The organism is Paenibacillus sp. IHB B 3084 (genome assembly GCF_001447315.1).
Classification (GTDB): Bacteria; Bacillota; Bacilli; order Paenibacillales; family Paenibacillaceae; genus Paenibacillus.
Genome location: NZ_CP013203.1, coordinates 2,387,072 through 2,400,553, shown reverse-complemented (window position 1 = coordinate 2,400,553; position 13,482 = coordinate 2,387,072). Strand labels below are relative to the sequence as shown.

Here is a 13,482-nt window from a genome sequence, read left to right as displayed (position 1 = left end):
GAGTAGGCATGCTGGCTAAACGTATTATTCCCTGCCTGGACGTAAAGGATGGCAGGGTAGTTAAGGGCGTCAATTTTGTGAATTTACGCGATGCAGGCGATCCGGTAGAGCTGGCGGCGCTTTATGACCGGGAAGGGGCGGACGAAATCGTATTTCTGGATATTTCCGCTTCGGTTGAAGGTCGGGCCACTATGGAAGAGGTGGTTCGTCAGACAGCGGGGGAAATTGCCATTCCCTTCACCGTGGGCGGCGGGATATCCCATGTCGATGATATGAAGCGCATCCTGCGTGCAGGGGCGGATAAAATCGGCATTAATACGGCGGCTGTTCGTAACCCTCAGCTGATTGCGGAGGGTGCGCGCAGCTTTGGCTCACAATGCATCGTGGTTGCGATTGATGCCAAGTACAATGAGGCGTGGGGCGAGTGGGAAGTATATACGCACGGAGGCCGCACGCCATCCGGTATTCGTGCCTTGGCATGGGCCAAGGAGGCTGAACGGGTGGGGGCAGGCGAAATTCTGTTGACCAGCATGAATGCGGACGGAACCAAGGATGGTTTTGATCTGCCGCTGACCTCTGCGGTGTCGGATACCGTGGGTATTCCGGTCATTGCTTCCGGTGGAGCGGGGAAGCAGGATCATTTTTATGACGTGTTTACGGCGGGTAAAGCGGATGCTGGTTTAGCGGCAACCATTTTTCACTATAAAGAAATAGGAATTCCCGAGCTGAAACGGGATTTGAAGCGCAGAGGAGTGGAGATACGATGAGCAACGAATTGAACCAGCAGCTATCTCTGGAACAGGTATTGGATAATATTCGCTGGAATGAAGCGGGACTTGTCTCAGCGATTGTGCAGGATAATGCCACGCTTCAAGTATTGACGCTGGCCTATATGAATCGAGAATCGCTGAAGCTTTCTCTGGAATCGGGAGAGACGTGGTTTTGGTCCCGTTCCAGACAGGAGCTGTGGCACAAGGGGGCAACCTCGGGGAATACGCAAAAAATCACCTCTATCCAGTTGGATTGTGACGGTGACGCTCTGCTCATCCGTGTGATTCCGAATGGTCCTGCCTGCCATACTGGAGCAACGAGCTGCTTTTTCCGTGATATTTCCGCGCCAGGAACGGCTGTAGCTCCTGCTTCGGAAAATGCCGGGGGCCAAGTGTCGGTGGCGACTCAACCGGGTACGACTCATGCTGCAACAGACCGCTTTGAGGTGCTTGCCCAGCTGGAAGCAATCATTAAGGAGCGGGAAGTGACACGTCCTGAAGGGGCCTATACGACCTACCTTTTTGACAAAGGCGTGGATAAGATTCTGAAAAAGGTTGGCGAAGAAGCATCCGAGACGATCATTGCCGCCAAGAATAAGGATAATGAGGAGCTTCGTCTGGAGGTCAGCGATCTGATTTATCACTTGCTGGTACTGTTACAGGAGCGCAAACTACCGCTGGATGATGTGCTGGCTGAGCTGAACCGCCGTCACGAACGTCCCCGTCGTGATTAAAATGGGTGATGTAGCGCTGAAAGAGGGGAGAGCCGCATGAAAATTGACTATCATACGCATCATGCCCGCTGCGGACATGCGATAGGAAATCTGGAAGAGTATGTGCAGCAGGGTATTCGGCTGGGGCTGGATCAGCTCGGTCTGTCCGATCATATGCCGCTACTGCATGTAAATCCGGCCGACTATTACCCGGAGATGGCGATGCCTATGGAAGAGTTGCCCCGATATGTGGAAGAATGTCTGGAATTAAAGGAACGCTATAAGGGACAGATTGACATTCGTGTCGGCTTGGAAGGCGACTACGTCGAGGGCTGGGAACAGGAAATCGAAGACATCATCACTGCATATCCGTGGGATTATGTGATTGGCTCCGTACATTTTCTCGGGGAGTGGGATGTAACGGATTTCCGTCAGGTACACCATTGGGAAGGCAAAAATGTGCTGGAGGTGTACCGGACTTATTACGATGCGGTTTCCAAAGCGGCAGCTACCGGGTTGTATGACATCATGGGCCATCTGGATGTCATTAAGCGTTTCGACCACTATCCGAAGCCGGAGGAAGCGGAGGAGCTGCGTGAGCTGGAGCGCTCTACACTCTCGGCCGTTGCCCGCAGCGGGCGGGCGATGGAACTGAATGCATCGGGGCTATCCAAGCCCTGTGCAGAGATGTTCCCGAGCCGCCGCATGCTGGAGGAGGCGTTGGCACTAGGCATCCCGCTGACCGTAGGCTCGGATGCCCATGATCCGGCGAAGCTGTCCGAGCATTTGGAGAAGGCGCGCGCGCTTCTGCATAAGGTCGGATATCGTGAGCTTGCCGTATTCCGGCAGCGTGAGCGCTCGTCCGTGCCGTTGACGCTTTGAGGTCTATTTCTGCCTAATATATAGCCCGATAATCAGCCGAACGTTGCCTTTTTACACATGAAGGCGCGTGCGGCTATTTGGCTTATTCACTCATTTTCCAGCGGCTGGGCCAGAGCCTGATTCCGTTTTTTGGAATGAGGTATACCCTACTGTCAAGTCGTTTTGAAGTTGTGGTATACTGAAGGGTATGAACATGCCAGTTACAGTTAAAGGAGGTGCCTTTGTTATTTATGAAAGGGAAACATCTGCGAGCTTCGGGACCTAGCCCTAAGATTATTGTTTTGCGTTTCGACGCATCTTTCTTTTTTGAGAAAGCTGTGCGCTCGCTTGATCGCAATCATTATGACAAGGCATTGAAATATTTTCGCAAAGCCGTTGAATATGAACCGGATAATCCGGTGAATCATTGCAATATGGCGGGTATATTATCAGAGATGGGGGATTATGCAGGTTCGAATGAGATCCTGTCCTCTGTTCTGAGCGACGTAGACCCGTCGATGACAGAGTGTTACTTCTACATGGCGAATAATTACGCCAATATGGAGCAGTTTGAAGAAGCGGAGAAAGCCTTGGTCACGTATTTGGAGGAGGACGAAGAAGGACAGTTTCTCGATGAAGCCGAGGAAATGATGGAGCTGCTCTATTATGAGCTGGACCGTCCAACCAAGCTGAACCGCATTAAGGCCCGGCAGGGAGTGGTCGAGCATGATCAGGCCCGTGTCCTGCTGGAGGAAGGGAAGTTTGCTCAGGCGGCCCAATTGCTCAAGCAAATTTCAGAGGAACAGCCGGACATGTTCGCTGCGCGGAACAATCTGGCGCTGGCGTATTACTACATGGGACTGTTTCAAAATGCGAAGACAACCATTCTTCGGATCCTGGAGGATGAACCAGGTAATTTGCATGCGCTGTGCAACCTGGCGATCTTTTATCAGCATGAGGGAGGTGGTCCGGAATTGGATCGTCTGATTCAAACGCTGACGGTCACCATACCATTTCAGGAGGAGCAGGTATTCAAGCTGGCTACTACGATGGGGATTCTCGGACGTCATGAGGAGGCCTACAGACATTTTCGCAGGTTGCTTCAAGGTGACGGAGAGAATAATGATGATGCCTCCCTGTACCATTATACGGCGGTGGCTGCCAGCAATACGGGAAGATATGCGGAAGCCCGGCGGTTGTGGGGTCATTTGCAAAAGCAGGATGCTTCCTCGGAAGTTCCACGGTTTTTCCTGTCCCGGCTGGAGGAGCTCCAGCAGGAGGGTACACCGCTGCAAGTACTCAGCTACCATTACCATCTCCCCTTTGAGGAGCAATTCCGCATGTGGGAGAAGTTCGGAGCTGACCAGGTGCCTGACAGTATGAAGCGAGATCCACTAATCCGGTCTTCCTTCTTCTGGGCGTTGCGCCACGGCGATCGAGCGACCCAGCTTCAAGTCATTCAGGCGCTAAGCCTGATCGGTGACGATGAGGTGCGACAGGCATTGGAGTCCTTCGTAGAAGACCCGGATCAGGAAGGCGAGTTGAAACGGCGCGCCTTGCAGGTGCTGCAAGAGCTGACGGAGCCGTCAGTTAAGGACATACAAGAGACAAATCAGGAAACGGAACGACTTTTGCGACCAGAGTCAGAGAAGGTTCACCACGTATCCGAAGATGAGGTGTCTGCCCATTCAACTGTCCATCCGGAATGGCAGGCAGTGCTGGATAAGGTACTTGCTGTGATGAGCAAGCCGTCTGATCCGGTCATGCAGCGCGATTTGAGGTCACTTTGGCTGGAATATCTGGATCGGCTTGCCCCGGAAGTCCCAATTGTTCAGCATACTGAGGGATGGGCAGCGGCGCTGGAATACTTGACAGCCAAAATGAATCATCATTCGGTGACCTATCAGGAAGTAGCTGACCGTTATGGTATTTCAGTATCGACCGTAAGCCGCTATGCACGCCAGATTGACAGCGTGTGCGGTATCAAGCAGAAGATGAAACAGCCGCTCTCCACGTTTAAAAAGCAGGTCTGAGACCTGATACAAACACCACTTAGAAGGAGGCAACAAACGTATGTATAAATCCATAATTATTGGTACAGGTCCTGCAGGCTACACAGCCGCTATTTATTTGGCGCGCGCGAACATGAATCCACTGATCATTGAGGGAATGCAGCCCGGCGGGCAGCTTACCACAACGACCGATATTGAAAATTTCCCGGGTTTTGAGCAAGGCATCCTCGGACCTGAGTTGATGGATAACATGCGCAAGCAGGCCGAACGCTTTGGCGCTGAATTTACTTCCGGCTGGGTAGAGGAAGTGGATTTCAGCAAGCGCCCTTTTAAAGTGAAGGTAGAGGGAAAAGGCATCATTGAGGCGGAGTCAGTGATTATTGCTACAGGCGCGTCCGCCAGATATCTCGGTATTCCGGGTGAGCAAGACAACGTTGGACGCGGAGTCAGCACTTGTGCGACCTGCGACGGCTTCTTTTTCCGTGAGAAAAAGATCGTTGTAGTAGGCGGAGGCGATTCAGCCATGGAGGAAGCCAGCTTCCTGACCCGGTTTGCTTCCAGTGTAACCTTGGTTCACCGTCGTGATGAGCTGCGGGCGTCTAAAATTATGCAGGATCGCGCACGGGAAAATGAAAAAGTACATTGGGCGTTAAATCGGACTCCTTTGGAGGTCGTAACGGGAGAAACGGGATTAAAGGGCTTGAAGGTACACAATAATGAGACGAACCAGGATGAGCTGATCGAGGCAGATGGTGTGTTCGTGGCCATCGGACATACGCCTAATACGGGCTTCCTGAACGGTCAAATCAGTACAGACGATCATGGTTATATTCAAGTGAAGCCAGGAACGACAGAAACGAACATTCCCGGGGTATTTGCCTGCGGGGATGTGCAGGATAACCGTTACCGTCAAGCCATTACGGCTGCTGGAACGGGCTGTATGGCGGCTATGGACTGCGAGAAATATCTCGAAGGTAGCGCTGTTCATGACTGGAGCGAAACATTGGATCAATAAAGAAAGCTACAGGATACAATATGGCTAAGGTGAGGGCGATTGATAGGCCCTGTTAAGACGTGCCTTGGATTCAGGAAGAGAAAGCCTGCTGCATCTGCACAGGCTTTCTCCTTTTTATGGATGATGAGACCTGAAGTTCCGCTAATTCTGCGCTTTCCAACAGGGAAGTGTCCTTGACCGTAACCGGGGCTTCAATTATAGTTGGAACGTAGGTAATTATTATGAAGTCAAGATTTTAATCATATATTTCATACACAGTTTTTAAGTAAACATAAAGGTGGCTTGGAACATGTCTGAAAGTATCTATGTGGGTGTCGATTTGGGCGGTACAGCAATCAAGGTGGGCATTTGTAATGGAGACGGACAGCTTTTGCACACATATGAAGGACCAACGGAAACAGCTAAGGGCGTAGACGTTGTGATCAGCAATATCGAAAAATATGTGCGGCACATTGTTGAGCAATCTCCCTATGAATGGGATCAACTGAAGGGTGTCGGAGCGGGCGTTGCTGGTTTTACGAATGTTCGCGAAGGTATTATAGTCCTCGCTCCCAATATTGGATTTCGTGACGTACCGATCCGTGCGCTGTTGGAGGAACGGATTGGCAAGCCTGTAAAAATAGACAATGATGCTAACGTCGCTGCACTTGGCGAGGCTTGGGCCGGGGCTGGCAAAGGCATAGAAAACTGCGTATGTTATACCCTGGGTACGGGTGTAGGCGGTGGTATTATTATTAATGGTAAAATATATCAAGGTTTCTCAGGCATGGCTGGAGAAATTGGCCATATGAGCGTCGTACCGGATCTGGAGGCCATTCAGTGCGGATGCGGCAAAATGGGTTGTCTGGAAACCGTATCTTCTGCAACGGGCATTATCCGTATGGCAAATGACGCTGTGGAACGTGGAGACCGGACTTCTCTGGCGCTGGAAGCTCAAATCGCCGCCAAGGAAGTATTTGATGCCGCCAAGGCCGGGGATGAGGTCGCGCTGCGTATTGTGAAGCGGGCTGCCTTTTATTTGGGGAAATCTATGGCAGCGGTTTCCACCGTGTTAAACCCGGAGCTGTTTATTGTAGGCGGGGGTGTCTCCAAAGCGGGTGATTTCTTGTTCGAAGAGATGCGTCTGGTATTTGCCAAACTGGCTCCTGAGCCGCTCCAGCAAGGGGTATCTATTGTTCCGGCATTGCTTGGCAATGACGCAGGTATCGTAGGAGCAGCCGGTTTGCTGCTGCGCTCCTGATCCATAGGTTACTGACATAGAGCGAAGAAGCAAAAGGAGAGGGAAGTCCATATGACAGACAACTTAAAAAACGCTGCGCCGTGGGCAACACTCATTATTATTACGGGAATGTCAGGCGCAGGGAAGACCATTGCAGTGCAAAGCCTGGAAGATTTGGGCTTCTTCTGCGTTGATAATTTACCGCCTGTGCTTATTCCCAAGTTTGCTGAATTAATTGAGCAGTCCAACGGTAAGATAGGCAAAGTGGCGCTGGTAATTGACTTGCGTGGGCGAGAATTTTTTACGGCTTTGTCGGAATCATTGAACTATATTAAGGATCATTTTACGATTCATTGTGAAATTTTGTTCCTGAATGCCAATGACGGTGTTCTCGTACAACGATACAAGGAAAGCCGTCGTCGCCACCCGCTTGCTCCGGATGGTATGCCTTTGGACGGAATACGACTGGAGCGCAAAATGCTGGAAGAGCTGAAAAGCTCGGCAACACAAGTCATTGATACAAGTGTGATGAAGCCTGCAACCTTAAAGGCGCGAATTATTTCCCGATTTTCTCATCTGGAGAGCAGCATGCTTTCCGTAAACATTACCTCGTTCGGCTTCAAATATGGTATTCCCATTGATGCCGATCTTATATTCGACGTGCGTTTCCTGCCCAATCCTCACTATGTGGACCAATTGCGGCCACACACCGGACAGGACAGCGATGTGTATGATTATGTTATGAAATGGCCTGAGACTCAGGTATTTCTGACCAAACTGTTGGATATGTTACATTTTTTGATTCCGCAATACCGCAAGGAAGGCAAGAGCCAGGTCATTATCGGTATCGGCTGTACCGGCGGTAAGCATCGTTCTGTCGCGATATCTGAATATTTAGGAAAAATGCTGGGTGCCAGTGAAACAGAATCGGTTTCTGTTTCACATCGGGATGCTGATCGCGACCGGCATTAAAGAGGTGAAAACATGAAAGAGACCGGATCACAACGGGAGCGCCCTCGTATTGTTGTTATGGGCGGCGGGACCGGCTTGTCCGTCATGCTGCGGGGGTTGAAACAAAAGCCGCTGGATATTACGGCTATAGTTACAGTCGCTGACGATGGTGGAAGCTCCGGGATATTGCGCAGTGAGCTGCAAATGCCCCCTCCGGGGGATATTCGTAATGTGCTGACTGCACTGGCTGATGTAGAGCCGGTGATGTCCGATATGCTGAAATACCGTTTCGGCGCAGGATCAGGATTGGCAGGCCATAGTCTGGGCAACCTGATTTTGGCGGCGATGACCGATATATCAGGAGATTTTGTGACGGCGGTGCGTGAGCTTAGCCGTGTATTTGCTGTACGGGGGCGTGTGCTGCCGGCGGCTGAAGAAGGCGTTGTGCTGAGTGCCGAAATGGAGGATGGCACGGTGGTTACCGGTGAATCCAAAATCCCGGAAGCGGGCGGCAGAATCAAACGTGTTTTTCTTGAACCGACTCACGTGGAGCCGTTGCCTGAGGCTGTAGAGGCCATTAATGAGGCCGATGCGATCCTGATCGGTCCTGGCAGTCTGTACACCAGCATTTTGCCGAATCTGCTCGTACCGAAGCTTGCAGAGGCTGTGGTGAAATCAGACGCTATCAAGATATTCGTCTGCAACGTTATGACTCAGCCGGGCGAAACGGATGGATATACAGTGGGGGACCACCTGCAGGCTATTTATGAGCATGTAGGGCATCATCTGTTTGATTATGTGATCGTCAATAATGGAGAAATTCCGCCTCAGGTACAAGAAATGTATGCCGAGCAGGGTGCCAAGCCAGTTCAAGTAGACATGGGAGAGCTGACTGAGCGGGGGTATAAAGTGGTGGCAGATACGCTTGTTCTGTTCCGCACCTATTTACGGCATGATGCCGACAAACTGAGCCAGCACATTTACCAATTGGTACAAAACTGGATATTAAGAAGGAGGTGAGTCCCTTGTCCTTTGCGGCACAAACAAAAAAAGAGCTTACGATGATTGAAAGCCAGCCCTGCTGTGAAAAAGCGGAACTATCTGCGCTCATACGTATGCTCGGGTCCGTACAACTGTCCAACAAAAGGGTGATATTGGACGTGTCCACAGAAAATGCCGCGATTGCAAGGCGGATTTACTCCTTGATCAAAAAGCATTTTCAAGTTCATATTGAGCTGCTTGTACGGAAAAAAATGCGCCTGAAAAAAAATAACGTGTACATTGTCCGCATTCCAAGCGGTGTACAAGAGCTGTTGAAGGATCTTTACATCGTATCAGAGGGGTTCATGTTCACGGACGGGATTAATCGGGATATCATTCGGAAAAACTGTTGTAAGCGGGCTTATTTGCGTGGCGCTTTTATGGCAGGTGGCTCTGTGAACAATCCGGAGGGATCGTCTTACCATCTGGAGATTTCCTCGATGTATGAGGAGCATTGCCAGGCGCTGGTCGATCTGGCGAATGAGTTTCATCTGAATGCCCGCTGCATTGAGCGAAAAAAAGGCTTTATTCTCTACATCAAGGAAGGCGAAAAGATCATTGAGCTACTCAGCATCATTGGCGCGCATCAGGCTTTGTTCAAATTCGAGGATGTCCGCATCATGCGCGATATGCGAAATTCCGTGAACCGGATTGTTAATTGCGAAACGGCTAATCTGAACAAGACGATTGGAGCTGCTGTCCGGCAAATTGAGAATATCAAGTTGCTGGAGAGGGAAGTCGGGCTGGATACGCTGCCAGATAAGCTGCGGGAGGTGGCGGAAATACGTCTCGCTCATCCTGATTTGAATTTGAAAGAAGTCGGGGAAATGCTCAAAGGGGTCGTGAGTAAATCGGGTGTAAATCATCGTCTTCGCAAAATTGACGAGATGGCTGACAAAATCAGGGGAGAAAATGGCCTGATTCCATAAAAGGAATGTCTGTGGGGCTTCTGCCCCGGTTTTTTTAGTTTTTTTTCTAGTGTCTGTCCCGGGTTAATGTTATAATGTGATAAATAAAATGGAGTAAGTAGTGTCCAGATTTATTTGATGAGGGGGTAAGCTGACATGTCAAAACATCCGGTAGTCGTACGCTTGAAAACAGGACTGCACGCCAGACCTGCTGCGTTGTTCGTACAGGAAGCGAATAAATATTCATCTGAGATTTTTGTGGAAAAAGAAGACAAAAAGGTTAATGCCAAGAGTATTATGGGTATTATGAGCCTTGCCATCAGTACAGGTACTGAAATTAACATTAGTGCTGAAGGTGCGGACGCCGAGCAGGCTGTAAACGCTTTAGTAAGTCTGGTTAGTAAGGTAGAGCTGGAAAATCAATAAACAAACATCTGCTTTGTGATATGGTAAATGCTCTTAGTGAAAAGCCCCTTTGGGGGCTTTTTTTGTATCCGGAAAAACAGAGTGGTCAATCCCCCGCTGGGCTGCTCCAATGGGGGTCTCTTTGAATACCGCCGCTGTGTTTGGCCCAAGCTACAAGTAATTTACATCCTGTGGTGGTACTCTGTTCGGAAATATGGTGCCTAACTGCAACCTTTTCCCTTTGTTTCCGTCTGGAAGGTACACACATCATCAAGAAAAGAGGGCGAATATGATGAAACATTGGACAAAAGCTGCAAATACAGCAGTTCTGGCAGGAGCATTATTGGCAGGAGTAGTAGCGGTAGGATTATGGACAGGAGCAGATCGCGCCTATGCCGCGTCAGCATCTACGACGGTAAGCAGTGTGATTAATGTGAGTGGCAGCGGGGAAGTATTGGTTAAACCCGATATTGCCTATCTATCCATCGGCGTACAATCTGAAGGAAATACAGCAGCCGCTGCCCAAAAAGCCAACGCCGCTAAAATAAGTAAGGTCACACAACTGCTGAAAGAAAAGTGGAGCATCAGTGCGGACGACATTCAGACGAGCCAGTTCTACGTGCAGCCTAACTATACCTACGACGAAAAAACTGGACAGAAGCTTAAAGGCTATATTGCCAACCATACACTTTCCGTTAAATACCGTGATTTGGATAAAATCGGTCAATTGCTGGATGGGGCCACACAGTCCGGAGCGAACAACGTGGATAACGTACGTTTTTCAGTAGAGAACTCTTCAGCTTATGAAGAAGAAGCGATTGCAAAGGCGTTGGGAAATGCTCAATCCAAAGCGAATGCTGTAGCGAAGGCAACCAAACGAGGGCTTGGAACTCTCCTGAACGTAACGGTAGATGGGGGAGATGCCCAAATCTTCACACAACGTGAGGCTGCTATGAGTAAAGCGCTCTTGGATACAAGCGGCGGAACAGAAATACAATCCGGTCAAGTGACTGTGAAGGTCCAAGTATCGGCACAATACGAATTGAACTAACGTACAGATTATAACGAAGCCACGAGCGTCCTGCTTTATTTGCAGGATGACTTGCTGGCTTTTTTATATGTCGAAACTATTTTGTAATGAGTCTGTAATAGCTGGGCCCCCTAGATGTACAGATTGAAATCGGAGAGTGTACAGATTGTAAACAACGAACATTGGGGTATAGATATAATAAGTAAAGTAATCAATACACAGTACACATCTACAACAGGAGGAATACTTCATATGAACAAGCATACAAAAAAATGGGGCTCCGCACTGCTGGCAGCGGGAATTTTAGTAGGAGTCGCAGTTGTTCCTGTTTCCTATATCGAGGCAGCTTCATCCAAACAACAGACTACAGCACAGCAACCAGGTGTTTCTATCCAATGGAATGGTAAAGCGTTGGCCACCAAAGGGATTCGGGTGAACGGAAGCACATTGATTCCCGTAGCAGCATTGCGGGACAGCCTAGGGATTCCGGTGAGTTATGATGCCAAAACAGCGACTTATACCGTAGGTAGTGGGTACAACAAGCTTTTCGTCATGTCCTCTTCCTCGTATACCTATGTCAATGTTAACGGAATCAGCACGCGTAGTATGATCGCCAAACAGATCGCCGGGAAGCTGTACATTCCTATGAGTCTGCTGAAAGACTATCTGGGTATCGATGCTCAGTGGAATGCAGCTCAGAAAACAGTAACATTGAGTAAAAGCAAGCTAAATCCGATCACGATTACGTCCCAATCTCTTCCGGCTTCGAGTGATGCAAAGGTTTCCTACAAGGTTAAGTACCCGCAAATCAGCGGTGGCCAGCTAAACCCTGAAGCTCAGCAGGCCATTAATAGTGTGCTCAAAAAGCAAGCGGAGGGAGTACTGGCAGCAGGCAAAAAGCAAGTAGCAGAGGGTGAACCTACAGTAGAAAGACCGTATACTTTCAGTAATGATTTTGCTATTGCCCATAACCAACAAGGGATTTTGAGCATCATTATGGAGGATTACTCCGATACGGCTGGTGCTCATGGTATGACGGCCCGTAAAGGATATACGTTCTCACTCGCTGATGGGAAATTGCTGCAATTGTCTGACGTGCTGAAGGCCAATCCTAATTACAAACAGTTTCTTAATAGCGACCTGAAGAAAAAAATTAATGGTCCAATGGTGAATGAAGGCGGCTTTGGTGGCTTCAAGGATATTGCGGCTAATCCAAATTTTTATGTAACGAATAGCGGTGTGACGATTGTGTTTGACTTGTATGAGTATGGGCCTTATGCGTATGGTATTCCTGAGTTCACTTATTCGTTTGGTCAATTGTTGCCTCAAGGCAGCAAGCCTTTTGCTGGACAGAATGAGTAGTACAGATGAATCATTTGGATTATTTATACCCAAAAGAACAGTAAACCCAAAAAAAGCTGCCTACCGGAAACAATTATCCGGTAGGCAGCTTTTTTGGTTTACCAGCTATTCAGAGACAATAATTCGTTCTCTTATACACCTTCTGGAGAGGAGCTAGTTAGCACTTTATCAATAATACCGTATTCCTTGGCATCATCTGCGGACATGAAATAGTCACGGTCGGTGTCTTTTTCAATGCGCTCCAGTGGTTGGCCTGTGCGATCTGCGAGAATGCGGTTCAATTTGTCGCGCATTTTCAGAATGCGGCGGGCGCGGATTTCAATATCCGTTGCTTGACCTTGCGCGCCACCCAGCGGTTGGTGAATCATAATCTCGCTGTTTGGCAAAGCAAAACGTTTGCCCTTGGCACCTGCGTTCAGCAAGAACGCACCCATGGAAGCCGCCATACCTACACAAATCGTAGACACGTCAGGTTTAATATATTGCATCGTATCGAAAATGGCCATACCGGCTGTGATCGAACCGCCAGGGCTGTTAACATACAAGTGAATGTCTTTTTCAGGATCTTCGGCAGCCAAAAACAGCATTTGCGCAATAATAGAGTTGGCTACAACGTCATTGACGTCCGAGCCCAACAAAATAATGCGATCCTTCAACAGTCTGGAATAAATGTCATAGGCGCGTTCGCCGCGGTTACTTTGTTCTACTACCATAGGAACATAGCTCACGTCAAAAAACCTCCCTTTAATATCGTTAATGGATTTGGTGGACATGCCGATTACACGTCCCTATTTATAAACTGTTACCGTATTAACCACATGATAAACAATTTCAAACAAAAAGTCAAAGAAAGTCAAACTAATGGTCAAAAAAAAGAGCCCTCTGCGCTCTAGTTGGTTAAAATAGTATATAGAAGCATTTAAACATTCATAAAAATGGCGCGCCCGCGAGGAATCGAACCTCGATCTCAGGCTCCGGAGGCCTACGTCATATCCGTTGGACCACGGGCGCACAGCTAATTGGAAACAAAGATGATTATATGATATACGGCATTGAATTGCAAGCTTTTATTACGTGCGCATATTCACATAAAAAGTTGAGAAATATAGGTTCAGATAGACTTGCATGTAGAGCAAATATTGGTTAAGATATACGTGGGACTTAAAAAGTTAACCCGGGACGTTTTAAGACCAGT

Annotated in this window: 13 protein-coding genes and 1 tRNA gene; 12 read left to right on the top strand and 2 right to left on the bottom strand. The window is 48.9% G+C overall.

The genetic code is table 11. The annotated features are described in order from the left end of the window. Positions 1-8 precede the first annotated feature (8 nt). The 12 genes from hisF to ASL14_RS11170 all read left to right on the top strand — a co-directional run bounded on the left by hisF (position 9) and on the right by ASL14_RS11170 (position 12,287). On the top strand, positions 9-767 hold the full coding sequence (hisF, locus tag ASL14_RS11225) for an imidazole glycerol phosphate synthase subunit HisF (protein WP_134911647.1): 759 nt from the start codon (positions 9-11) through the stop codon (positions 765-767). After that, positions 764-1,504: a bifunctional phosphoribosyl-AMP cyclohydrolase/phosphoribosyl-ATP diphosphatase HisIE gene (gene hisIE / locus ASL14_RS11220; RefSeq protein ID WP_134911646.1), complete on the top strand. Its 741-nt coding sequence runs from the start codon at positions 764-766 to the stop codon at positions 1,502-1,504. Before hisF ends, hisIE begins: the two co-directional genes overlap by 4 nt. Before the next feature lie 36 nt (positions 1,505-1,540). After that, a complete protein-coding gene (gene hisJ / locus ASL14_RS11215; RefSeq protein ID WP_134911645.1) occupies positions 1,541-2,365 on the top strand; it encodes a histidinol-phosphatase HisJ in 825 nt (274 codons plus the stop codon). A gap of 230 nt (positions 2,366-2,595) precedes the next feature. Beyond that, positions 2,596-4,377 carry a tetratricopeptide repeat protein gene (locus ASL14_RS11210; protein ID WP_134911644.1) on the top strand — a complete coding sequence of 594 codons (1,782 nt, stop codon included), beginning with the start codon at positions 2,596-2,598 and terminating at the stop codon, positions 4,375-4,377. Between the two features lie 40 nt (positions 4,378-4,417). Next, a complete protein-coding gene (gene trxB, locus ASL14_RS11205; RefSeq protein WP_134911643.1) occupies positions 4,418-5,371 on the top strand; it encodes a thioredoxin-disulfide reductase in 954 nt (317 codons plus the stop codon). Positions 5,372-5,660: 289 nt separating this feature from the next. After that, positions 5,661-6,611: an ROK family glucokinase gene (locus ASL14_RS11200; RefSeq protein ID WP_134911642.1), complete on the top strand. Its 951-nt coding sequence runs from the start codon at positions 5,661-5,663 to the stop codon at positions 6,609-6,611. 51 nt (positions 6,612-6,662) lie between these two features. Further along, positions 6,663-7,562 (top strand): RNase adapter RapZ, encoded by a 900-nt coding sequence (gene rapZ, locus ASL14_RS11195; RefSeq protein WP_134911641.1) that lies wholly within the window; start codon positions 6,663-6,665, stop codon positions 7,560-7,562. A 12-nt stretch (positions 7,563-7,574) separates the two neighbouring features. Then, positions 7,575-8,561 (top strand): gluconeogenesis factor YvcK family protein, encoded by a 987-nt coding sequence (locus tag ASL14_RS11190; RefSeq protein ID WP_134911640.1) that lies wholly within the window; start codon positions 7,575-7,577, stop codon positions 8,559-8,561. A gap of 5 nt (positions 8,562-8,566) precedes the next feature. After that, complete coding sequence (gene whiA, locus ASL14_RS11185; RefSeq protein ID WP_134911639.1) at positions 8,567-9,511, top strand: DNA-binding protein WhiA; 945 nt, start codon at positions 8,567-8,569, stop codon at positions 9,509-9,511. A gap of 135 nt (positions 9,512-9,646) precedes the next feature. Continuing rightward, positions 9,647-9,916 (top strand): HPr family phosphocarrier protein, encoded by a 270-nt coding sequence (locus ASL14_RS11180; protein ID WP_013368811.1) that lies wholly within the window; start codon positions 9,647-9,649, stop codon positions 9,914-9,916. Positions 9,917-10,187: 271 nt separating this feature from the next. Further along, positions 10,188-10,946 (top strand): SIMPL domain-containing protein, encoded by a 759-nt coding sequence (locus ASL14_RS11175; RefSeq protein ID WP_134914518.1) that lies wholly within the window; start codon positions 10,188-10,190, stop codon positions 10,944-10,946. 231 nt (positions 10,947-11,177) lie between these two features. Further along, positions 11,178-12,287 (top strand): PdaC/SigV domain-containing protein, encoded by a 1,110-nt coding sequence (locus ASL14_RS11170; protein WP_134911638.1) that lies wholly within the window; start codon positions 11,178-11,180, stop codon positions 12,285-12,287. Positions 12,288-12,418: 131 nt separating this feature from the next. Here ASL14_RS11170 and clpP read toward each other — a convergent pair whose 3' ends face one another. Both clpP and ASL14_RS11160 read right to left on the bottom strand, forming a co-directional pair. Beyond that, positions 12,419-13,015, bottom strand: a complete 597-nt coding sequence (gene clpP, locus ASL14_RS11165; RefSeq protein WP_025686039.1) for an ATP-dependent Clp endopeptidase proteolytic subunit ClpP — start codon at positions 13,013-13,015, stop codon at positions 12,419-12,421. 208 nt (positions 13,016-13,223) lie between these two features. After that, positions 13,224-13,298: transfer RNA gene (locus ASL14_RS11160), tRNA-Arg, on the bottom strand. Between the last annotated feature and the right edge of the window lie 184 nt (positions 13,299-13,482).

Bases quoted from the DNA above. Each gene is read 5' to 3' on its own strand.
- hisF (WP_134911647.1), top strand. From the start codon at position 9: ATGCTGGCTAAACGTATTATTCCCTGCCTGGACGTAAAGGATGGCAGG.
- hisIE (WP_134911646.1), top strand. From the start codon at position 764: ATGAGCAACGAATTGAACCAGCAGCTATCTCTGGAACAGGTATTGGAT.
- hisJ (WP_134911645.1), top strand. From the start codon at position 1,541: ATGAAAATTGACTATCATACGCATCATGCCCGCTGCGGACATGCGATA.
- ASL14_RS11210 (WP_134911644.1), top strand. From the start codon at position 2,596: ATGAAAGGGAAACATCTGCGAGCTTCGGGACCTAGCCCTAAGATTATT.
- trxB (WP_134911643.1), top strand. From the start codon at position 4,418: ATGTATAAATCCATAATTATTGGTACAGGTCCTGCAGGCTACACAGCC.
- ASL14_RS11200 (WP_134911642.1), top strand. From the start codon at position 5,661: ATGTCTGAAAGTATCTATGTGGGTGTCGATTTGGGCGGTACAGCAATC.
- rapZ (WP_134911641.1), top strand. From the start codon at position 6,663: ATGACAGACAACTTAAAAAACGCTGCGCCGTGGGCAACACTCATTATT.
- ASL14_RS11190 (WP_134911640.1), top strand. From the start codon at position 7,575: ATGAAAGAGACCGGATCACAACGGGAGCGCCCTCGTATTGTTGTTATG.
- ASL14_RS11180 (WP_013368811.1), top strand. From the start codon at position 9,647: ATGTCAAAACATCCGGTAGTCGTACGCTTGAAAACAGGACTGCACGCC.
- ASL14_RS11175 (WP_134914518.1), top strand. From the start codon at position 10,188: ATGAAACATTGGACAAAAGCTGCAAATACAGCAGTTCTGGCAGGAGCA.
- ASL14_RS11170 (WP_134911638.1), top strand. From the start codon at position 11,178: ATGAACAAGCATACAAAAAAATGGGGCTCCGCACTGCTGGCAGCGGGA.